We start from the raw sequence: 20,823 nt of genomic DNA, 5'->3' as shown, positions 1-20,823 counted from the left end.
CGGCTCGTGTCTCAGGCGAGGCGCCACGCGCGCCGCAGCAACCACTCTAACAGCAACGCGCCCGCCATCACGCCGAGCGACCACCGGCTCAAACGCTCGGCGAACCCTTCGTCGGGCGGGCCGAGGTCGATCGTCGTCTCCGCCAGCGACGGCGTCGCTTCGATGATCTCGGCGAGCGCCGCGCTCGCCTGCGGGTCCGCCAGATCGACGTAGCGCCCGCCGCTCTGCTCGGCGAGGTCGCGCAGCAGCGCAACGTTCTGCACCCGGGTCTCGTTCTCCAACGCCGGCAACGACGCCTCGGCGGTCGCGGTCAGCCGCTCGCCGCCGGCGACCTCGAGCGTCGCCGTCCAGCGGCCGGTGTCGCTCGCCTTGACGGTCGCGGCGTAAACGCCCGGCTGGCCTTCCACGGGCACAAGTGTGACCTCGCTCGGCGCCCCCGCGGCGCCGGCGACGCGCGCCGTCGGCGTGATCGCGACGGACGGGTCGCGGGCGACGTAACGCAGCGTCATCAACTCTCCCAAGTCGTAGCGGCGACGATCGAACAGCAAGCTCCCCTCCGCGGCGGCGCCCAGCAGCCGCCCCTGCGTGAGGCTCCGCAGCCAGCCGACGTACAGCTCGGTGAACAACTCGGGCGCCACGGTCCGCAGCCGCCACGTCTCGGGCGAGGCGAGGTAATCGACGCGGCCGGCGCCGTAGAGCTGCTCAACCAACAGCGGCGATTGCGTCGCCCCTTCGCCGAGCGTCGCCAACACCGCGGCGCCGGGCTTGGGCTCGGCCGGCAAGGTCGTCGCGTAAAAGCCATCGAGCGTGCGCCAGACGCTGGTCGTCCGGTCGCCGGCGAGGCGGAGATTGAGCCAGTCGAGCGACTCGCCCGCGGTCGAAAGCACCACGGGCCGCGCGTCCCGAACCGCGGCGGCGGTTGAACCCATCGCCAGGGGATCATCGCGGAGCGTCACGGGAAGCAGCGTCCTTAGCGGCGCCTCGAGCCCGGCGCGCACCGCGCCCGGGGTCGAGACGTTGCCGGCGACAAACGCCAGGCCGCCGCCCCGGCTCGAGACCCATTCGGCGAGCGCCGCGGTCGTTGACGCGTCCACTTGGCGCCAGTCGAAGTCGATCGCCACCAGCACGTCGTAAGCCTCCCACTCGTCCGCCGTTGCGGGGAGCGACGTGAGCACCTTGCCGGCATCCTGCGTCACGGCGCCGGCGGCCGATTGCAACAGCACGTCGCAGGCGAACTGCTCGTCGCGGTGGAGCTGATCGCGTAAGAAGTGGTAGTCCCGCGCCGGGCCGCCCGCGGCGAGCAGCACGCGCGTCGGCTCGTCGACGAACTCAATCCGCGTCGAGAGCACGTTGTCCGACTCGTCGGCGTCGCGGCCAGCAGGCTGGAGCGTGGCGACGAGCTCGTACGCGCCGGGTGACGGTCCTTCGAGGTCGGCGCTCGCGCCGGTGAGTCCGCCGCCCTCGGGGCTTGGCGTCTCGATGCGTTCCTCACTCGCTGCCGCGCCCGCGGCGCCTTGCGCGTCGATTGGCCGGAGCACGAGCGAGACGCGGTGCGCTTCGCTACCCAGCGACGCGGCGCCGTTGGCGGCGACCGTCACGCTTACCCGGAAGTTGTCGCCCGTCGCGGCCCGTGTCGGCGCGGCGAGGTCGCGTAGGCTGACGGTCGGCGGCTCGCGCAGCGGACCAACGCCCAGGGCATAGATCGGCACGCCGCGCGACTTGGCCGCGTCGGCGGCGTCGAGCGGATCGGGACCCGCGTTCCAACCGCCGTCGCTGGCGATCACTAGCGCCGCCAGCGGCGTCGCCGCGTGGTCCGCCAGCACCCGCTCGACCGCCGAGCCGAGCCGCGTGGCGCCGGCGGCTTCGGACGTTTCTTCCACAGCGTCAACGTACTCGAGCGCCACGTCGAAACCCGCGCGTCGCACGAGGTGACTCGCGGCGAGCCCCGCCGCCAACTCCTCGACGCCCGGCGTGGCAGCTGCTGCGCGTGTCGCCGCGGCACCCGTCTCGTCGGTTGCGGGCAGCTCCATGCTCGCGCTGCGATCGACCAGCACGACGACCCGCGACGGGACTTCTTGTTCGCTCAGCGGCCGGCGTTCGACCCCTGCAATCACGAGGCCGACCGCCGCGATGGCGAGGAGTCGCAGCCCGAGCAGCGTCACCCAACCCCGCGGGGCCATCCGCCGTTCACGCCAACCGCACACCGCCGCCAGCGCGACGGCGCCGATCAAGAGCGCGGCCAGCGCCACCGTCCATCCCGACGATTCGGACAGCGCGCTGTAGCCGGCGGCGTCGTAGACGGTCATATCGCCCCCTTTGGCGCGGCGCCGGTGGAAGCCGATCCAACGTAGCTATTGCGGTACGCCAGCAGCCGCTCGCCGGCGAGCGTCGCCAGCAGCACCGCGGCGGCGAAGTAGAGCGGCGTGCGGCTGGCGGGAGTCGGCGCGTCGCGGAACATCTCGCCCGCCCGACCGACCCGCGCGACGCTCCCCCAGCGGTCACTCAGCACGGCAAGCGACGGCGATCGCAGGTCGCTCTCGTCGGGATGGACCCGCGCCGCGAAGGGCCGCTCTTCGACGCCCCCCAGCACCCGGCGATAGGCGCCAGGTCGCGAAGGCGTCAGCGGCGCGGCCTGCCCGAGCGGCGTCGCCTCAACGAGGTCGCCGCCCGCCACCCAACTCACCAGCGACGATCGCGGCGGGGCCTCGCCCTTCGCCGTCACGATCGCTTCCGCCAGCGGCCGCAGCCGCTCTTGCGAGAGCCAGCCGACCACGTCGTTCGCCATCACCGGGAAGATCGGCAGCGTCGCCAGGTTGCTCCAAGGTTCGCTGCCGCCCGACCCGGTCGCCGTGGTCGTCAGCAAAGCAACAACGCGCCCGGCTCCGAAACGGTTCTCCAGCAGCAGCGGCTCGCCGTCGACTCGTTTCAGTAAGACTTCGTATCCCGACTCGGCGCTCGTCGCGACGTTGCGCACGGTCGGTGACTCATCGCTCGTCGCCAATCGCCGCTGCGCCACGAGGCGGACGAGCGGCAGGAAACCGTTCTGCTTGCCGGCGAGCACGCGCACCGCGGGATGGTCGGCGGCTTCGAGCGCCGGCTGCCCCGGCGCGACGACGGGCCCCGAGATCGCCGGCCCCAGCCGCCAGGGCGTCAACGCGTTCTCGCCCGCCAGCACGCCGGCGACGCGTTGGTTGAACCACGCCGCGTCCGTCCGTGGCCCGATCACCATCCACACGCCGCCGCCATCGGCGACGTAGTCGCGCAACCGCTGCGTTTGCAGTTCGCTGAGCCGCTCGGCATCCAGCAGCACCACCGCGGCGGCGTCGGCGAGACGCTCCTCGCTGAGGCCTTCAACGCGGCGTGGCGCCCAGCCGCTCCGCGTCGAGCCGACCGGCCGCAGCGCCGCCGCGAACACGCGCGACTCAACGCCCGACTCGCTGTCGTCCACCAGCAGCACCGGCTGCGACGCGGGCACTTCGACGAAGAGCCAGCCCTCGTCGTCCGCCGGCAGCGCGTCGGTCGGCAACGTCGCATCAACCGTGTGCAGGCCGACGCCCTGGAACGTGACGGGCGACTCGACGGTGCGGCGTTCGCCAGCGGTGAAGGGCCCCACCTGCACGGCGGTCAGTGGCTGACCGTTGCGACGCAGCGTCAACGCGACCGCGGGCGCCGGCACGTCGCTGTGGTTCACCACCTCCACCACCAGCCGCGTTTCGACGCCCGCCGCGAGCGGCCCCGGCGCGAGGGTCACCGACTCGACCGCCAAGTTCGCGCCACCGGCGTCGTTGCAAGCCGCCAGGACCACGCCGTCCGCCATCTCGCCGAGCCGGTCCACCAGAGGCGCCCAGTCGCCATCGGCGGCGTGCGAGCGCTCGGCGAAATCGGAAAAGACGTACGCGTACGTGCGATCGCCCGACGGCGCCGCTTCGCAGAGACGGGCGACATCTTCCATTCCGGCGGTCGGCAAAGCCTGTGCATGCGTCGGCCGCCACGCCGCCGGGTCGCTCGCGGCGTCGGCGCCAACGACCTTGGCGACGTCACCGCCGACAAACGTATCGACGTAGCGAACGACCATCAGCTCATCGCCGCTCTGCCGGGCCGCGTCGGCGAGCCGATCGATCGCGGCGATCGCTTCGTCCCACGCCGCGCCCCCCGGGCCACGCCGCTGCATGCTGCACGTGTCGTCGAGCAGCACGACGTGTCGGGCCCGATCGGCGCCGAAGAACCCCCGCAGCAGGTCGAGCGTCTTGGGGCTCGCCGCCAACACGCCAACGAGGGCAATGGCGGCGACGCGCGCGGCGAGCAACAGCCACTCGCTGAGCTGCACCCACGTGCGGTTCTTGCGATCGCTCTGCAGCAAGAAGTCCATCGCCGCCCACTCCACCCGCCGCCGGCGCCGCCGGTTCAGCAAGTGAATGACGATCGGCAGGCACGCCAACAGCGCGCCCGCGATAGCCAGCGATGGATAGGTAAACGTCACGCGATGGTTTGTTCGTTTGCTTTTCTTATCCCCCTCCTCCTTCAGGAGGAGGGGTTAGGGGAGGAGGCGAAGTTGGTACCCGCTTCACCCCCTCCCCTAGCCCCTCCCCCGTGCCGGGGGAGGGGAATTTTTATCGTCTCCGCGGCCCGCGCATCCGGCTCGACAGTAGCGCCACCAGCACCGCGTCGAGCGGTTGGCTGGTGCGGATCAGCCGGTAGTCGGCGCCGTGCCGCGCGCAGGCGGTCTCGGCCGTGTCGAGGTGGCGTTGCAGCGCTTCAAGGTACTCCTTGCGCAGCGCCCGCGGGTTGGCGTCGAGTTCGACTCCGCCCTCCAACGCGACGAAGCGCGTGGCGCCGTCGAGCGGGAAGTCGACCTCGTCGTCCGACAGCAGCTGCATGACGACCACGTCGATCCCTTTCGACCGCAGCAGCCCGAGCCCCGCGTCGAGGCCCTCGAGCGGGCAGAGCAGGTCCGACAACAGCACGACGACGCCGCGCCGCGGGATCGTGTCCGCTGTTGATCGCAAGAGCCCCGACAGGTCGGTCTTCGATCCTTCGCCGGGCTTTTCGAGCGACGCGGTAAGCAAGTCCGAGATCGCCGCCACTTGGATGCGGCCCATGCGGTGCGGCGTCTCTTCGATCACGTCGCCGGCGAACGCGCGGCACGCCACCGCGTCGTGCTGCGCGGTGAGCAAGTAAGCGAGCACGCACGCCGCGGTGGCGGCGTACTCGTGCTTGCTCATCGCGTCATGCGAACCCTTGAACGCCATACTCGCCGACGTGTCCACCAGCAGCGTCGCGCGGAGGTTGGTCTCTTCCTCGTACTGCTTGACGAACAGCCGGTCCTGCCGGCCCCACGCCTTCCAATCGACGTGCCGCAGGTCGTCGCCGGCCGTGTACTGGCGGTGCTCACGGAACTCGAGCGAACGCCCCAAGAAAGGGCTGCTGTGCCGGCCGTTGAGGAAGCCGTCCACGACCCGCGCCGCGCGGACCTCAAGCCGGCCGAGGCGTTTGATCACCTCGGGGAGCGAGTGCTGCTGGGACGACGCTCGCGCGCCGCCGTTAGCCGGCGAGGACGCCGCGGAACCGGGGGTCATCCCTGAGGCTCTCGTCACGGGTTGGCGTGGCGGTCAAGAGGCCGTCGATCACGTCGTCGGCGGTGAGCCCCTCGCTCTCGGTCTGGAAATTGAGCAGCAGCCGGTGCCGCAGCACGGGCTTGGCGAGCGCCTGCAGGTCGTCCATCGCCACGCACGGCCGGCCCGCCATCAGCGCCCGCGCCTTCGCGCCGAGGATCAAGAACTGCACGGCCCGTGGCCCGGCGCCCCACGCTAGCCGGCTGGCGACGTCGGCAGCGGCGTCGGGCTCGCCGACGCGCGAGCCGCGCACCAGCGCGACCGCGTAACGCACTAGGTCGTCGCCGATCGGGGCCGTGCGCACCAGCTTCTGCAGCGCGACAATCTCTTCGACGCCGGAGACCGCCTCGATCTCGGCCGACTCGCCGGCGGTGGTGCGGCGGGCGACCTCCATCTCTTCCTCGAAGGTCGGGTAGCGGACCATCGCCTTGAACATGAAGCGGTCTTGCTGCGCCTCGGGAAGGGGGTAGGTTCCCTCTTGCTCGATCGGGTTTTGCGTCGCGAGCACGAAGAAGGGGTGCCCGATCTCACGCCGAATGCGGCCCACCGTGACATGCCGCTCCTGCATCGCCTCGAGCAGAGCGGACTGCGTCTTCGGCGGCGTGCGGTTGATCTCGTCGGCGAGGATCACGTGCGAGAAGATCGGCCCCGCGATGAACCGCAGGTCGCGGCGCCCCGTGGCGCGGTCCTCTTCGATAATCTCGGTGCCGATGATGTCGGCCGGCATCAGGTCGGGCGTGAACTGGATGCGGCTGTAAGTGAGGCCGAGCGTCTTCGACAGCGAGCTCACCAGCAACGTCTTCGCCAACCCCGGCGCGCCTTCCAGCAAACAATGCCCGCGGCAGAAGACCGAGATCAACAACAGGTCGATCACTTCCTCTTGCCCCACGATCACCTTGGCGAGCTGCTCGCGGATCTTGTCCGCGGTCTGACGGAGCCGCTCCGAGTCGGCGAGCGATGGATCGTCGTGGGTCATTCGTATCTCAGATCGAAAAACGATTGGTTTCTGTGATCTTAGGGAGCCGGAACGCGTTAGCGCCCGCAGTGAGCCCGGGTGCTCGTTTGCCATCCGTGTCCCCGCTGCGACTCCGGGCGCTGACGCGTTCCGGCTCCTTGTCTCTTCGATGGTTTCAACTCAACAACTACCTCACCGCTGGTAAATCGGCAAACACGCTTCATCCAGCTGCAGCATGATCAAGTTGAGCGCGGTGGTGTACACCGGTCCGATGTAACCCTGGTTCCAGCGGTAGCCGGGGCCGAGAGGCGTCTCGACGGGCGTCGCGTCGGCGATCAGCTTGGCGTACGTGCCGCGGCGGTACTCGTCCCACGTTTCGCCCCCTTCACGGTACTGCACCTGCGAGTAGTAGAAATTGGCGTAGTGCCAGTGTCCCTGCGCGCCGGCGTCGTCGCCCACCAGGCGCTGACGGCAGTACTCCTTCATCCGCGGCACGAAGCCGTCGTCGTAGCTCCCCGCCTCGTACAAGCAGGCGATCGCCGCGGCCGTGATCGCGGGGCGGCCGTTGCCGCCTTTCGTGCTGTACTGCACTCCGCCATCAGCCATCGTGCAGCCGTGGATGTAACCGACCGCGCTGTCGATGATCTTTTTCGGCACCGGGATGCCCGCGTTCCGACAGCCACGCAGCCCCTGCACCTGGGTGACGGTCGTCGAGCCCTCGTCGAAGCCGTTGCCGTCCTTCGCCGAGACGTAGCCCCAACCACCGGCGGCGGTCTGCGCTTGCCCCGTGAACTGCACGGCGGCGGTCAGCACCCGCACCAGCTCTTCGCGGCGGCGGGCGTCCTCTTCCTCGCCGAGCACCTGCGACAAGAACAACATCCCAAAGCCGTGGCCGTAGGTGTAACGGTCGTCACGGAGCGGGTCGCCGATTAGGCCGTTGGGCTGGGCCTGGGCGAGCAGGTAATCGACCGCGCGGCGTAGCTCGGGGGCGTAGCGGCCGCCGCTGGGGGTCGAGCCCTCCGAGAGCATCGCGATGCCCGCGAGGGCCGTCATCGCCGCCGGATAACGCCCGCCGGCGTCCCACGAGCCCAGCCGGCTCTGCGTCGAAGCGAGCCAGCGCAGCCCGCCGTCGGTGACGCGGTCCGTGTCGGCGGCATCCGCCGGCCCGGCCACCACGGCGCTCATCCAAACGACCAGCGCAGCGGCGAGGCCAGCGAGCGTAAAACGGCGGACGGATGGCTTCCCCATAGTACCTCTCATTTTAACCGATCCAGTGGCCAAAACCTCGCACAATCAGCCACGACGCCGGATTCGGCATTCGCCTTTCCGCCCCGTGCCTCAATCGTCGTCCCCTTCCCAGAACGAGTTGAACAGCCGCTCGACACCGCGGCCGATGTCGTCGGGTCCGTTGAGCCGCGACGCTTCGGGATCCTCGACGCTAGCGACCATCCGCGGCCGCGGCGGCGCCGGCAGGTCGGTGGTCTCGAGCGTCACCCACGCGCGCCCGGCGCGCACCAGCAGGCTTTCGCGCTCGCCGCGTTCGTAGACCGCCCAGAGGGCGCTGTCGCCCTCCTGCTCGTCGCCGACGGGGATCACGTGGTTGCGGAAGACCGTGGCGCCCGTCGTCAGGTCGAGCAGCGTCAGCGCGATCTGGGCTTCCGAAGGCTCGCTGCCCGCTTCCGCAGCGCGTTTGCGGGCCAGCAACACCAGCGGCGCGTCGCTCGCGGCCGTTTCGACGAGGGCCATCCCGTCAACGATCACCGGCCCGCCCCACGGGGACTCGCCGGTCCGTGGGTCGAGGCAGTGCAGCTCACCCGTCAGCAACGGGTCGTCGCCCACCGGCAGCGCGCCCCGCACCCGGTCCACTACCGGGTTCGAGCGATCGACCTCCACAAGCAGCCACCCGCCGCGCTCGTGCAGGCGCACCGAGCGGACCAAGGAGGACTCTTCGCTCACTAGTTTCGTTTGCCAACGCTGCTTCGCCGTGGCGATATCGACGACGGTCAGTTGACGGTCCTCGTCGAAGAAGACCGCGGCGCCATCATGGAGCAAGAAGCGAGTCTTCAGGTCGACGGCCATCTCCCATACCGCGTCCGTCGATTCGTCCGACGCAACTGGAACGATACGCAGTCGCCGCTTCCCCGCCGCGCGCTCTTCAACTAGCAGCTTGTCGCCGGCAACGCCGCGCCAACGTTGCGGCGTGGGGGGACGCCACACGCCCCGTTGCTGGCCACTCCAGGCCGATAGCCGGACGCCCTCGCGCTCGTTGCCGACAACAAACACTTCGTCGCCGACCGTGAGCGCCCGCAACGATCCGCCGAGCGACGCCGCGTCTCGCCGCCACACGAGCTCGCCGGTCGCCAAGTTGCGGCAGCGGAGGCTCGACCCCGCTACCGAGATCACCCCCCACGGCCCGATCGCAACGGGCGCCTCGGACTGATCGAAAGCGCCGATCGCGGCGGGCCAGTCGGAGGGGCTTTGGTTGACCGTCTCCCAGACGATTCCGCGATCGACGTGGCACGTGAAGTATCCCGAATCGATCTTCAGGGCAAGCCAATCGCCCGACTCACTGTCGCGCCACGACCGGCCACCCGGCGCGCCGACGGCGCCGATCGTGTCGGGGCCCGGTGACCAGGGCTCGCCGGGGATGGCTTCGGCGAACACACGCTCACCGCGTCCGCTGGTCGCCACCAACCGCCAATCGCCGCCACGCGACTCGTAGAGCCATCTCAAATCGCCTCGCCGCTCGCCGACAAAGGAGACCGACCTCGTCCTCGAACTGCGGTCCTGACGCATCCGCATGCCGCCGCGGCCACGGGTTGTCGTCACGGGTTCGGCCTCGATAGCCGCCGCCACTTGGAACTTCGTCCATGGTGAGTTGGTGACCGGCTGCGTGTCAGACGGGGGCGCAGTGACCGATGGCGCCGTCCCACTCGTGCCCGCCAGCCGCGCCACCATTTCCGACGAAGCACCGGCCTGGGCTGCGCTGTTGGCGGCCAGACGCGACGCCACGACGTGCAGGCCGGTCTCGGGTTGCAAGAGCACCCGCCCCGCACGGCCCGCGGCAATCCCCTCGGCCTCGGCGAACGCCGCATGCGAATCGCCCCGCGCGAGCGCCGCGTTCATTCGCAGCGTCGCCGCGTAAGCCGCCGCACGGCGGCCCGCGACGAGTTGTGATAACTCCTCGCCGGCGGCTTCCGCCGCCGCCGCATCGTCCGCTGCGGTGCGCACCAGGGCGACGGCGTACAGCTCGGCGAGCCGGCGGTCGTCCGGTCGCGACCGCACCGCGTCGCGTAAGTCGTCCAGCGTGGGGAGTGCTGCCTCACCGCTCGCCAGGTCGTCAACAACGCGCTGTTCTAGCGCCGACATCGACGCCGGTTGCGGGAAGCTTTCCAGCGTCGTCACCGACCGCGAAAGGATCGCCTCGCCGTGATAGAGCAGGTTGCCAAGTCGCGGCGCCTCGACGAGCGGGTTGAGGTCGAGGTTCTCGACACGCCACTCGGGCTTCGATTCGACGTTACCGATGTCGAGGGTCGCCAATCCGCCCGAACTCAGTGGCAGCACGAGCGAGCCGCCTACCATCAGCGGCTCGCCGGCGGGCGCCTCGTCGTTCGGCAAGTTCACTCGCCAGAGTCGTTCGCCGTCAGCGACTCGCCACGCCGACACCCGGCTCGACTCCACCGCGAGCGCCGCGCCATCGATGACGCCGCCCAAGAGCACGGCGTCGGGCGTCTCTTGGCGCCAGACGAGCTCGCCGGTCGCGGAATCGAAGGCCTGCAGCGACGGCAAGGCGGGCGAAGCGACCAGCAATCGGCCCTCGTGCTCCACCATTCGGCAGTGGCGCCAACCGGCGGCGCCGTCCGCCCACGTCTCGGGGTCGCGGAACGCCCCCCAGCCCATCTGCTGTGTGGGACGGGCGTCCTCTTCGTCGATCGCCAAGTAACGGACCCACTCCAGCCGTCGCCGCAGCGGGTCCACCGCTGCCACCGCGCCGCGGCCCGTTGGGCAGTAGACCAATTCGTCACCCAATGTCGGCGACACGGCGATCGCTGTCGCCTGCGCCGCCGGCGGCCGTTGGCATTGCACCAGCGGCTGGCTCCAGAGCACCGCGCCCGTCTCGGCGTCGGCCTCGATGAGCCGCACCACCTGTTCCGACTCGGCTAGGACGTACAACCGCCCATCGACGATCGCCGGCGCGCCGAGGAACCGCGTCCCCGGGGCGACGCCATTCGCATCGGCGCCGTCGATACGCCAGCGGAGCTTCCCCGACGAGGCGATCTCGTAGGCCGCCAAACAGTTTGCCGGCAGCGGCGGGTCGTCGCCCGAGAACAGTGTGTCGCCGAACCTGCGCCGCAACAGCGCGTTGCGGTCGAACTCGGACGACGAACTCGGAGTGACAGCGAACACCAGCCGTGTGTCGGTCGAGACGCCGCGCGCCGTCTCGACGTTCCGCCACGCCAGCGGATCGATCGGGTAGAGGACCTCCCACAACCGGCGGCCGGTCTGCGCCGAGAACGCCACGAGCCGATCCTTCGCATCGGTGACGATGACGCCACCGACGGCGACGGTCTCATGCCGAGCGCCAAGCAGGTCGCCCTCGGATTCGTCGTCGAGGTCTTCCTCGTCGCCAACCAACGCGCGCCAGTTTCGCCACGGCGCCGGCGGCTCGCCCGGCGCAGTAGCGAGTCGCTTCGCATCACCGCCCGCCGAAAGCCACGCCTGCGGCGCGCTGCGGGCGGCGATCGCCGCCGCTTCGCCAGCGGTGGCGTCGATCCACTCGGCGGCGCGCTCGTCGGCTGGCTGTTCGATGGCGCCACGCTCGCCGAGACGCAAGCGGCTCACCGTCTCCGCGGCAGCGAGTTGCTGGGCTTTCTCTCGATCGCCTTCTAGTCGTGAGAGCAACGCCGCCCGCCGCAACGCCACCGCCGCGCTGGCGTATGAGCCCGCGTCGGTCTCGGCTCGTGCGAGGGCTTCGAGCGACGCGACGCCGAACAGCTCCGGCGGATAGCCTGCAACAATCCGGCGCCAGTCATGCGTCGAAGTCGCCCCCTCTGCCGCGCGGCGGTACTCCCCTTGGAGAACCGACCGCAGCACCGCGAGGTCGCTCGGCCCCGCCCGCATCACGGCGCCGAGCAGCCGGCGTTTGAGGCTCTCGCCGTCGCTGCCGAGATGGTCGGTCTCGTCCGCCAGTTGCTCGGCCACAAGCGGCGCCGCTTCGCCAAAACGGCCGCTCTTGAGCAGCTCTTCGGTCAGTTCGACACGCCGCTCTTTCTCCCGATCGACCGGGGGCTGGAGACCGAAATAAAGGCGGCTGAAGGCCGCCGGATCGGTCTCGGCAGGGGTTTCCGCCCCTTCGGCGACAAAAATCCCGGAAAAAACCGCGTACGCCGCGAGGCCGGCGCAGAAAGCCCTTGCAGAGCAGGGAAAACGCGACGCGAAGCGTTTCTTGGAGACCATACAAGCTCGCTTTAAGGTCTTTTCCATTCAGCACTTACAGCATAGCAAGCTTTGCCGAAAACGGCTGCCGCTTTTGTCCGCGGGCGCCCTTCGCAAGGTGGGGTCGGCAAAGGGCGATCATCGCGAACGAGCGGTATTTCCCGGAGATAACGCGTTTTTCCGGCTTGTAGACGCACGAGTTGGATCGTTTTAATCACGCCGGTCGAGCCGCAGGCCCGACCTAGCTATCACCCATCAGTGTCCCGCTAGGCTTTCGCCAAGTGGGCTAATCGTTACGACCGGAGGATACCCCCTTATGGCGAAAGCCGCCCCCAAAGCGCCCACCAAGACCGAAATCTACGCCGGCATCGCCGAGGCCACAGGCCTGACGAAGAAGCAAGTCGGCGAGGTTTTCGACGCGCTCGACGCTCAGATCCAGAAGGCCCTCACCGGCCGTGGCGCCCCGAAGATGTTCTCCCTCCCCGGCCTTGCCAAGATCACTCTGCAGCACAAGCCGGCCACCAAGGAGCGTGAAGGCATCAACCCGTTCACCGGCGAGCCCACGACCATCAAGGCCAAGCCGGCCCGCACGGTCGTTAAGGTCCGTCCGCTGAAGAAGCTGAAGGACATGGTCGCCTGAGTTCGGTAATACCGACTCACGCCAAACCAGACAGGCGAAATGGCGGGCCGGAAAACGGCCCGCCATTTTTCTTTGAATGAAGGAAGGGGCTGAGGGGCTAAAGAATTATGGGGCTAAGGGAAGGACGGGGGAACGCTTGCGCGTCCCCTCAGCCCCTAGCTCCTTAGCCCCTCAGCCCCTTCCTTCATTGATCATTGGTCATTCGCAGCCATGCCTCCTCTCCACATCGTTCTCTACCAACCCGAGATCCCCTACAACACAGGGAGCGTGGGTCGCACATGCGTGGCGCTCGGCGCGAAGCTGTGGCTCGTGCGGCCGCTGGGGTTTCAGATTGATGATCGTCAACTCCGCCGTGCGGGGCTCGATTACTGGCGGCGCCTCGATTGGGAAGTCGTTGACGACTGGGACGACCTCACCCGCAAGCTTCCCTCCGAGCGGCTCTGGTACTTCACCAAACGCGGCGACAGCGGCTTTTACGAAGCGCAGTTCGAACGCGGCGACGCACTGGTGTTCGGCAGCGAATCGGCGGGCCTACCGCCGAGTCTGCTCGAAGGCGCCGAAGGCCGCCGGCTGCGGATCCCGACGAGCGAGAACGTGCGGAGCCTCAACCTTTCGGTGAGCGTAGCGCTGGCGGGGTTCGAGGCGTTCCGACAGATGGGGGCTCTGCCGTGAGTTCTGAACGTGTAAGCGTCCGGAGTGAGCGTCAGCGATAGCGTCACGGAGAACGCCCGCCTTCCGCTCCAGAAGCAATTCGCCTTGAATACACGCAGCGCCGGCCCCGTGCCGCGTCACCGCAACGACCTCCCCCCAACGACAGAGTCCCATGGCCGCCCTCAACGCCGGTCTCGAATCGATCTTCACCCCCGCGGCGCCGCTAGCGGACCGCACCTGGCTGCGCGTCGGCGGCCCAGCGGAGTGGCTCGTGCGACCCACGAGCGTCGAAGAGCTGCAAACCGTTGTCGGCCGCTGTCGCGACGCCTCGGCCCCGGCGCGCGTGCTCGGCGGTGGCTCGAACGTCCTAGTGCGGGATGAGGGCGTCAAAGGCGTCGTCCTGCAACTCGACCACGAGGCCTTCGGCGGCGTCCGCATCGACGGCACGAAGGCGATCGTCGGCGGCGGGGCGTCGCTCGCCTCGGCGATTAACGAGACCGTGCGCGGGGGATTAGCCGGACTAGACACCTTGGTCGGCATCCCCGGCACGATCGGCGCCGCACTGCACCACAACGCCGGCGGCCGCGGCGGCGACATCGGCCAGTGGGTCGTCGAGGCGACCGTCCTCACCCGCAGCGGTCAGACCATCACCCGTCGCCAAGAGGACATGGTCTTTGGCTACCGTGAAAGCAGCCTCGACGAGTTGGCGATCGTCGAAGCAGTGTTCGAGCTCGACTCCTCCGACCCGTCGGAGCTCACCAAGCGGATGCAAAAGCAGTGGATCGTCAGCAAGGCGGCCCAACCGATGAGCCACGAACGCCGCGGGCAGATCTTCCTCAACCCCCGCGGCATGAGCGCCGGCATGTTGATCGATCAAGCGGGCCTCAAGGGCGCGTCGGTCGGCGGCGCCACCGTTAGTGACAAGCACGCCAACTTCTTCGTTGCTAGCGACGGCGCTACGGCGGCCGACCTGCTCAAGCTAGCGGACCTTGTTCGATCGCGGGTCGATGAGCGGATGGGGATCGAGCTAGAGCTGGCGATCGAGATTTGGTAACGGACAGCGTCGCGATGCGCGCTATTGCAAGGCGCCTCGTGCTAGCTTGCCGTGAACCGCGTCCCACGGAGGGGACCGCCGTGCCTGATCCGAACTCTGCGCCATCGCGTCCAACCCCATCTCGTCCGGCTGCCGACCCGCTCTGGAAACTCCAGGGCCGCCGCGGCTTGCTCGTTTCGTTCGCGGTTCTCGCCATCTTCGGACTCGCCGCTCGTGGCGTGTGGGAGGTCTCCCGCTCGCAGGTCGCCCACAGCCCGCAATACGTGCTGACGCCCTCCAGCGTAACGATCACACCGCCGCCCGCCTGGGTCGGTAGCGAAGTCACCTCCGAGGTCTTCCGCGTCAAAGGGCTCGAAGGCCTGTTCTCGGTGCTCGATGGCCCCGACAGCCTCGACAAGCCGCTCGCCGCCGCCTACGCGTCGCACCCCTGGGTCCGCAGCGTCGGCGCGATCATCAAGACGCCGCCCAACCGCGTCGCGATTACGCTCGAGTACCGCCGACCGCTGGCGGCGGTGTCGGTGGGCGGCGACCTCGTCCCGGTCGACATCGACGGCGCCATCTTGCCGACGCGCGACCTGTCGGCCGACTCGCTACGCTACCTACCGCGGATCGAGCTCGTGGACCCCGTCGTCCAGCCCCCCGCCGTCGGCGATTTGTGGCGTGAGCCGCGGCTTGCCGGGGCGTTGTCGCTGGTGCAGGCATTCGGGCCCGCTTGGAACGAATTGAATCTGTTCCTCGTACGGATCGACCGCTCCCCCGACGTCCGTGCCGGTCAGCGATTCTGGAGCTACAGCGTTGTCTCCACGGGCAACACCGTCGTCGTCTGGGGCGCGGCGCCCGGCTTCGCGCCGCCCGACGAAGCCTCTTTCGAACGCAAGCTCGGAAGCCTCCGCCGCGCGGTCGCCCAGCACGGCCCGCTCGACTCCGTCGCCAAGAGCCCCGCTCTGATCGACGTCCGCGAAGGAGGAACGGCCTACCCGCGCGTCGTAATGAAAGAAGGCAACCGCATCGCCGCGAAGGACGACGAAGCCGAAGTGAAGTAATTCAACTGTAGGAGGCGTCTCCGACGCCGATAACGCGTTCCAAGCCGCACAACATGGCTGCGCGTTAAATGCTTCCCTCCGGCTCGCCGGTCTCTTGCCGCTGCGAACCTTCCATTGATGGTGCGCGTAATCGGCGTCGGAGACGCCTCCTACAGATCTGGTTGCTTCTCCTTCGTCAGCGCACTGATCGTCCGAAACGCCGGGTCGGTCGAAGTCTCGCACCATTCGCACAGTACGGCCTCCGTTGTAGCGAGCGTCACGCCCGACGCGTCGAGCCGCCGTAGCGCTGTTTTGTGATCCACCGTGAACCGCGAGCCAACCGCATCCACCACCACCTTTGGCTCGAACCCCGCCGACAACAGATCGAGCGCCGTCTGGGCGATGCAGACGTGGGTCTCGAATCCGACGAGCACGACATGGCGGACGCCCGCGTCCTGCCACGCTTGAACGAGTTGCTCGCACGCGGCGCAGCTGAACGCCGCCTTCGGGTGGGGCGTCGGCAGACGCTCGGCGAGCACCGGCGCCGTCGGCCCCAGCTTTGCCGGGACGTGCTCCGTCACGGCCGTCCGCACCTCAAGCGCCTTCGCGCCATCGATCAGCCGCCGGGCGTTCCAGACCACCCGTGAGCCCTCGGGCTGCACCGGGAGCAGCCGCTCCTGGATGTCCACCACCAAGAGGGCCGATTCGGCGCGATCCATCAACAGGGGACTGCGTGCCAATCGCTCAGTAGACATCGTCTCGCTTCCTTCACCGTCGAACTACAATTGAGAGCATTCCATCTTATCGCTCCTCCCGCGTCGCGTCGTCCCAGCCGTGTCCAAAGACAAAACTCTCTGCGACTGGTCGAAGAAAGACTTCCGTGAGAAGTGGGACGAGCTACGCGCCCTGGTCGAGTGCCCCCGCTACGCCTGCACCAAATGCGGCCGCGCGGCGGCGAAGAAGTCCGTGCTGTGCAAGCCGAAGACGCTTGACGCACCGGAAGATTCCGACAAGTGAAACGCCGGCAAGCCGGGAGCATTAGCGACCGGAGTTGAAGCGGATACGCGGGTTCCCTCCGGTCGCTGACGCTCCCGGCTCGCCATTTGCGCCCCTGGGCAATCCGCCGCTAGCCGCGGACAATTGGGCACATGGCTCACCCCCGCATCCGATCGACCACCATCCTCACCGTCCGCAAGGACGGCGTCGTCGCTATGGGCGGCGACGGCCAAGTCAGCCTTGGCGACACCGTCATGAAATCCGACGCCAAGAAGGTGCGGCTCCTGGGCGACGGCCGGGTGATGACCGGCTTCGCTGGTTCGGCGGCGGACGCCTTCGCGTTGTTGGAGCGGTTCGAGGCGAAGCTCAAGGACCACCCGCAAAACATGCCCCGCGCCGCCACCGAGTTGGCGAAGGACTGGCGGATGGACCGCGCGCTGCGGCGGCTGGAGGCGCTGATCGCCGTCGCCGACGCCAAGGACACGCTGCTCATTTCCGGCAACGGCGATGTTATCCAACCCTCCGACGGCATCCTCGGCATCGGCTCGGGCGGCAACTACGCCACCGCCGCGGCGCGGGCGCTGGCGAGACACTCGTCGCTGTCGGCGGAAGAGATCGTTCGGGCGGCGTTGGGGATTGCGGCGGACATTTGTGTGTACAGCAACCAAAACATTGTTGTGGAAACGATTGGCGCGAAGAATTAGCCAAACTCAACCTGAAGCCTGCCCGTGCGTGAGCTGACCCCGAAAAAAATCGTCGCCGAACTCGACCGCTACATTGTCGGCCAAGCCGACGCCAAGCGCGCCGTGGCGATCGCGATCCGCAACCGTTGGCGCCGCCGGCAGCTCACCGACGAGCTGCGTAAAGAGGTGTCGCCCAAGAACATCCTCATGATCGGCCCAACGGGCGTCGGCAAGACCGAGATCGCCCGCCGGCTGGCGACGCTCACCGGCGCGCCGTTCATCAAGATCGAGGCCACCAAGTACACCGAGGTCGGATACTACGGCCGCGACGTCGAGAGCATGGTCCGCGAACTCGTCGAGAACGCGATCGGCCTCGTGCGTGAGAAGATGCGGGCAAGCGTCGAAGAAGAGGCCAAGCGCCGCACCGACGAGCGACTGCTCGACAAGCTCGCCCCGACGCCGAACTCGTTCGACGCGGGCGCCGGGGTCGATGACTCCGCCGAGCGGCACGAGCGCACGCGCGAAAAAATGCGCGCGATGCTCGTCGCCGGCGAACTGGAGGACAAGACCGTCGAGATCGCCATCGAAAAGAAAGCGGCCGCGATGATGATCCCCGGCATGGGCGGCCCCGGCGGCGGCGATATGGACATGGACGTGCAGGGGATGATCGAGAAGATGCTCCCCAAGCAGGTCTCCCGACGCCGCATGTCGGTCGCCGACGCCCGCGGCGTGCTCTTCGAGCAAGAGTGTGAACGGCTCATCGACAGCGAGAAGGTCAACGCCGAGGCGGTTGAGCTCGCCGAAGAGTCGGGCGTCATCTTCCTCGATGAGATCGACAAGGTTGTCGCCACCGAAGGGGGCAAGGGCGCCGACGTATCTCGACAAGGCGTGCAGCGCGACCTGCTGCCGATCGTCGAAGGGACGACCGTCCAGACGCGTTACGGCTACGTCCGCACCGATCACATCCTCTTCATCGCCGCCGGCGCGTTCCACAAGACACGGCCCAGTGACCTGATGCCCGAGTTGCAAGGCCGGTTCCCGATCCGCGTCGAGCTCGACGATCTCACGAAAGAGGACTTTGTCAGGATCCTCACCGAGCCCCGCGGTTCGCTCACCAAACAGTACGCGGCGCTAATGGAGACCGAAGGCGTTAAAATCGATTTCACCGCCGACGCGATCGACGCCCTCGCCGAGTACGCGTTCTCCGTGAACCAATCGACGCAAAACATCGGCGCCCGCCGGCTCTACACGATCATGGAGCGGATGCTCGAGGAACTGTCGTTCGAGGCCGCCGACATGAATGGCGCCTCGGTGCCGGTCAACGCCGCGTACGTCCGGCAGCGACTAGAGGAAGTGACCCAAGACGAGGACCTCAGCCGTTACATCCTGTAGTCGTAGCCTCCTTGCAAGTTCTGATTATGAGGGTGGCGCCGACTTGGCGACGCGGGGCCTACCGCCAGAGGGGGCGAATCGCGAGACTTCGTTGAGCAAACCCGGCTCGCTTGGTCACAATAGCCGGGCGGCCCGTCACAAGAGTCGGGCGGACCGCAGAGCAAAATACTCATCCGAATACCGACGCGACCCACGAGTGCATGCCGTGAGCCTGCCCCTCCGAGCCGAGAATAACCCGAAGTTCTACAGCCGCTTCAAGTGGCTGGGGCTCGGCGCGATCGCCTTCATGCTCTACTGCCTTTACGACGGGTACATCAATTACCCGGCGCAGATGGAGCGTGGCCACGCTTTGATGGCGATTGCCGAGGACGTGCTTCCGGGCGAAAAAATTCAAGAGATTAATCAAGCCGGGCATGGGCCGCACGACGCCTATCTGCTCATCAAGAAGCAGATGCCCGACTATCCCGAGCTGAAAGAGGCTTGGGAATCGAAGGTGGCCGCCGAAGGTTGGCCAAAGATCCCGCCGAAGAAGCTCCGCACCGAGGGCGACATCCTCGGCCAGTATGTGATGGCGGTCATCGCCTTAGCCGGCGGCGTCTGGTTCCTCACAACGGTGCTCCGCACCACCGGCCGCTGGTTCGAGCTCAACGAGAACGGCATCACCACACGCTGGGGTGAGTCCTTCTCGCTCGACCAAGTGACGGCGATCGACAAGAAACAGTGGCGTGACAAGGGCATCGCCCGCGTCCGCTACCAGACGCCCAGCGGCCGGCAAAAGACCTTCGTCGTAGACAACTACAAGTACCACAAGAAGACGACCGACGCGATCATGCGTCAGATCGAACTCGGCGCCGGCCACGACAAGATCGTCAACGGCAAGCCCGAGCCGGAGTTGAACGCGACGACGGAGGAGCCGGTAGCCGACGCCTGAAACTGATCCCCCTCCCTTTCAGGGAGGGGGATAAGACTCGCGGTAGATTAAATCGTGAGGCCGTCGATCGTGACGCGCCGCCCGGTCCCCTCCAGCACTTCGATCTGCACCGTCACCGTCCCCGGCGGTAGGCAGTCGGCGAAGCGGTCGCCCCATTCGACGAACGTCAGTCCCGCGCCCGCGGCGCCAAGTCCGGCGAAGTACTCCTCGACGCCCAACTCGATGAACTCGTCCTCGTCTTTGAGGCGGTAGGCGTCGAAGTGATAGATCGGCGTCCGGCCCGTGCGGTACTCGTTGACCAGCACGAACGTCGGGCTCGTGACGTCTTCACGCACGCCCAGTTCCGCCGCGACGGCCTGCACCAGCCGCGTCTTCCCGGCGCCGAGCTGCCCAATCAAGGCGATCACCGCCGGCGGCTGCAAGGTGTTGGCGAGCTTGGCGCCGAGGGCCGCCATCTCGGTTTCGTCGGCAATTTCAATGATCTGCGTCATTGGTGCTGATAGCCCTTCGCATCGAGTGGCGTCGCTGTTCCGTCGGCGTAACGAAGCGAGACGCCGGAACCGGCCATAGTCTCACCGATGCGGGTCAGCCCGCAAGCGACCGGCATCTCAGCGAGCAGCCGCTTGGCGTCGTCCGGTGCGGCGGCGATAAGGAGTTCAAAATCCTCACCGTCGGACAACGCATGATCGAGCGCCGCCTCGCCCGTCATCTTCGCCGCATTCGAGATCGGAATGGCATCGGCATCGACGAGGGCAGCCACGCCGCTTGCCTCGCACAGCCTTGTGAGGTCGAGCGACAATCCGTCGCTAAGGTCCATCAGCGCGCGAAGTGGCGCCGCAGCGTGCAGTGTCAGCGCCTCGTGCACACGGGGTGTGAAGTCGAACTGCTTCGCTGACAGGCTGCCGCCCAAGTCGCCGGTCACGAGCAGCACGTCGCCCGGTCGCGCGCCGTCGCGCCGAACCACCCCGCGCTCGGTTGGCTCACCGAATGCCGTCACGTTGATGACAAGCGGGCCGCTATGCACGTTCGTGTCGCCGCCGATGATGGGGCATCCGAACTCTTTGGCGAGCGGCGCCATCCCTTCGACGAGCCGCATGGCGAGCTGCTGCGTCGTTACTCCCCCGACCCCGCCGCGCGGTAGCGCGAGACTCACAAGGCAACCCACGGGCCGCGCCGCCATCGCCGCCAAGTCGCTGAGATTCACGCCGAGCGACTTGCGGCCGATACGCTCGATGGCGTGCTGCGAGGTGTCGAAGTGGACGCCGTCGATCAATAGGTCGGCGGTCGCCACGAGTTGCGACCCGCCGAGAGCGACAACCGCCGCGTCGTCACCGACGCCGATCTGCCCCTCGCTAAGGGCGGGCAGTCGTTCGTGCAACCAGCGGACGAATTCAAGTTCCATGCCCCAATCGTAGGGTCCGCTGTGCGGACCGCAGAGGGGGGACAAAGCC

The 20,823-nt window shown here is 67.9% G+C and carries 17 protein-coding genes; 8 read left to right on the top strand and 9 right to left on the bottom strand.

Translation table 11 applies throughout. The features are described 5' to 3' along the window. Positions 1–11 precede the first annotated feature (11 nt). The 6 genes from Spa11_RS05600 to Spa11_RS05575 all read right to left on the bottom strand — a co-directional run bounded on the left by Spa11_RS05600 (position 12) and on the right by Spa11_RS05575 (position 12,024). Complete coding sequence (locus Spa11_RS05600) at positions 12–2,306, bottom strand: hypothetical protein (RefSeq protein WP_145109130.1); 2,295 nt, start codon at positions 2,304–2,306, stop codon at positions 12–14. Beyond that, positions 2,303–4,480 (bottom strand): BatA domain-containing protein, encoded by a 2,178-nt coding sequence (locus Spa11_RS05595; protein ID WP_197529769.1) that lies wholly within the window; start codon positions 4,478–4,480, stop codon positions 2,303–2,305. Before Spa11_RS05595 ends, Spa11_RS05600 begins: the two co-directional genes overlap by 4 nt. Positions 4,481–4,610: 130 nt before the next feature. Beyond that, positions 4,611–5,576 (bottom strand): DUF58 domain-containing protein, encoded by a 966-nt coding sequence (locus Spa11_RS05590; RefSeq protein ID WP_145109124.1) that lies wholly within the window; start codon positions 5,574–5,576, stop codon positions 4,611–4,613. Further along, positions 5,542–6,588: an AAA family ATPase gene (locus tag Spa11_RS05585; RefSeq protein WP_145109121.1), complete on the bottom strand. Its 1,047-nt coding sequence runs from the start codon at positions 6,586–6,588 to the stop codon at positions 5,542–5,544. Before Spa11_RS05585 ends, Spa11_RS05590 begins: the two co-directional genes overlap by 35 nt. 171 nt (positions 6,589–6,759) lie before the next feature. Continuing rightward, positions 6,760–7,815, bottom strand: coding sequence for a hypothetical protein (locus Spa11_RS05580; protein WP_145109118.1), 1,056 nt, complete (start codon positions 7,813–7,815; stop codon positions 6,760–6,762). A 90-nt stretch (positions 7,816–7,905) separates the two neighbouring features. Beyond that, a complete protein-coding gene (locus Spa11_RS05575; protein ID WP_197529768.1) occupies positions 7,906–12,024 on the bottom strand; it encodes a PQQ-like beta-propeller repeat protein in 4,119 nt (1,372 codons plus the stop codon). 295 nt (positions 12,025–12,319) lie between these two features. Between Spa11_RS05575 and Spa11_RS05570 the strand changes: the two genes are divergently transcribed. The 4 genes from Spa11_RS05570 to Spa11_RS05555 all read left to right on the top strand — a co-directional run bounded on the left by Spa11_RS05570 (position 12,320) and on the right by Spa11_RS05555 (position 15,391). Next, the gene (locus Spa11_RS05570; RefSeq protein WP_145109112.1) at positions 12,320–12,643 is read left to right on the top strand and encodes an HU family DNA-binding protein; all 324 of its coding nucleotides are present in this window, start codon (positions 12,320–12,322) and stop codon (positions 12,641–12,643) included. A 210-nt stretch (positions 12,644–12,853) separates the two neighbouring features. Continuing rightward, positions 12,854–13,315 (top strand): tRNA (cytidine(34)-2'-O)-methyltransferase, encoded by a 462-nt coding sequence (locus Spa11_RS05565; RefSeq protein ID WP_145109109.1) that lies wholly within the window; start codon positions 12,854–12,856, stop codon positions 13,313–13,315. A gap of 151 nt (positions 13,316–13,466) precedes the next feature. Continuing rightward, entirely contained in the window at positions 13,467–14,348 is an 882-nt protein-coding gene (murB, locus tag Spa11_RS05560; RefSeq protein WP_145109106.1) for a UDP-N-acetylmuramate dehydrogenase, read from the top strand. Positions 14,349–14,428: 80 nt separating this feature from the next. Next, positions 14,429–15,391, top strand: a complete 963-nt coding sequence (locus Spa11_RS05555) for a cell division protein FtsQ/DivIB (protein ID WP_145109104.1) — start codon at positions 14,429–14,431, stop codon at positions 15,389–15,391. A gap of 149 nt (positions 15,392–15,540) precedes the next feature. Here Spa11_RS05555 and Spa11_RS05550 read toward each other — a convergent pair whose 3' ends face one another. Continuing rightward, complete coding sequence (locus tag Spa11_RS05550; protein WP_145109101.1) at positions 15,541–16,125, bottom strand: isochorismatase family protein; 585 nt, start codon at positions 16,123–16,125, stop codon at positions 15,541–15,543. Positions 16,126–16,204: 79 nt separating this feature from the next. Between Spa11_RS05550 and Spa11_RS05545 the strand changes: the two genes are divergently transcribed. The 4 genes from Spa11_RS05545 to Spa11_RS05530 all read left to right on the top strand — a co-directional run bounded on the left by Spa11_RS05545 (position 16,205) and on the right by Spa11_RS05530 (position 19,372). After that, positions 16,205–16,387, top strand: coding sequence for a hypothetical protein (locus Spa11_RS05545; protein WP_145109099.1), 183 nt, complete (start codon positions 16,205–16,207; stop codon positions 16,385–16,387). A 131-nt stretch (positions 16,388–16,518) separates the two neighbouring features. Beyond that, complete coding sequence (gene hslV / locus Spa11_RS05540) at positions 16,519–17,070, top strand: ATP-dependent protease subunit HslV (RefSeq protein WP_145109096.1); 552 nt, start codon at positions 16,519–16,521, stop codon at positions 17,068–17,070. Between the two features lie 24 nt (positions 17,071–17,094). Next, complete coding sequence (gene hslU, locus Spa11_RS05535) at positions 17,095–18,441, top strand: ATP-dependent protease ATPase subunit HslU (RefSeq protein WP_145109093.1); 1,347 nt, start codon at positions 17,095–17,097, stop codon at positions 18,439–18,441. A gap of 205 nt (positions 18,442–18,646) precedes the next feature. Continuing rightward, complete coding sequence (locus tag Spa11_RS05530; RefSeq protein WP_145109091.1) at positions 18,647–19,372, top strand: hypothetical protein; 726 nt, start codon at positions 18,647–18,649, stop codon at positions 19,370–19,372. Between the two features lie 47 nt (positions 19,373–19,419). Here the strand turns inward: Spa11_RS05530 and tsaE are convergent, their stop codons facing one another. Together tsaE and thiL are read right to left on the bottom strand one after the other, a co-directional pair. After that, complete coding sequence (gene tsaE, locus Spa11_RS05525) at positions 19,420–19,863, bottom strand: tRNA (adenosine(37)-N6)-threonylcarbamoyltransferase complex ATPase subunit type 1 TsaE (protein WP_145109088.1); 444 nt, start codon at positions 19,861–19,863, stop codon at positions 19,420–19,422. Further along, positions 19,860–20,774 (bottom strand): thiamine-phosphate kinase, encoded by a 915-nt coding sequence (thiL, locus tag Spa11_RS05520; protein ID WP_145109085.1) that lies wholly within the window; start codon positions 20,772–20,774, stop codon positions 19,860–19,862. Before thiL ends, tsaE begins: the two co-directional genes overlap by 4 nt. Positions 20,775–20,823 lie beyond the last annotated feature (49 nt).

It is taken from the genome of Botrimarina mediterranea (assembly GCF_007753265.1).
GTDB lineage: Bacteria > Planctomycetota > Planctomycetia > Pirellulales > Lacipirellulaceae > Botrimarina > Botrimarina mediterranea.
The sequence above is the reverse complement of the archived record's forward strand: the minus strand, read 5'-3'. Positions and strand labels throughout refer to the sequence as shown.

Coding starts and splice junctions, on each gene's coding strand:
- Spa11_RS05580 (WP_145109118.1), bottom strand. CDS start 7,815: ATGGGGAAGCCATCCGTCCGCCGTTTTACGCTCGCTGGCCTCGCCGCT.
- Spa11_RS05585 (WP_145109121.1), bottom strand. CDS start 6,588: ATGACCCACGACGATCCATCGCTCGCCGACTCGGAGCGGCTCCGTCAG.
- murB (WP_145109106.1), top strand. CDS start 13,467: ATGGCCGCCCTCAACGCCGGTCTCGAATCGATCTTCACCCCCGCGGCG.
- tsaE (WP_145109088.1), bottom strand. CDS start 19,863: ATGACGCAGATCATTGAAATTGCCGACGAAACCGAGATGGCGGCCCTC.
- Spa11_RS05565 (WP_145109109.1), top strand. CDS start 12,854: ATGCCTCCTCTCCACATCGTTCTCTACCAACCCGAGATCCCCTACAAC.
- Spa11_RS05550 (WP_145109101.1), bottom strand. CDS start 16,125: ATGTCTACTGAGCGATTGGCACGCAGTCCCCTGTTGATGGATCGCGCC.
- Spa11_RS05575 (WP_197529768.1), bottom strand. CDS start 12,024: ATGGTCTCCAAGAAACGCTTCGCGTCGCGTTTTCCCTGCTCTGCAAGG.
- Spa11_RS05570 (WP_145109112.1), top strand. CDS start 12,320: ATGGCGAAAGCCGCCCCCAAAGCGCCCACCAAGACCGAAATCTACGCC.
- Spa11_RS05600 (WP_145109130.1), bottom strand. CDS start 2,306: ATGACCGTCTACGACGCCGCCGGCTACAGCGCGCTGTCCGAATCGTCG.
- thiL (WP_145109085.1), bottom strand. CDS start 20,774: ATGGAACTTGAATTCGTCCGCTGGTTGCACGAACGACTGCCCGCCCTT.
- hslV (WP_145109096.1), top strand. CDS start 16,519: ATGGCTCACCCCCGCATCCGATCGACCACCATCCTCACCGTCCGCAAG.
- Spa11_RS05590 (WP_145109124.1), bottom strand. CDS start 5,576: ATGACCCCCGGTTCCGCGGCGTCCTCGCCGGCTAACGGCGGCGCGCGA.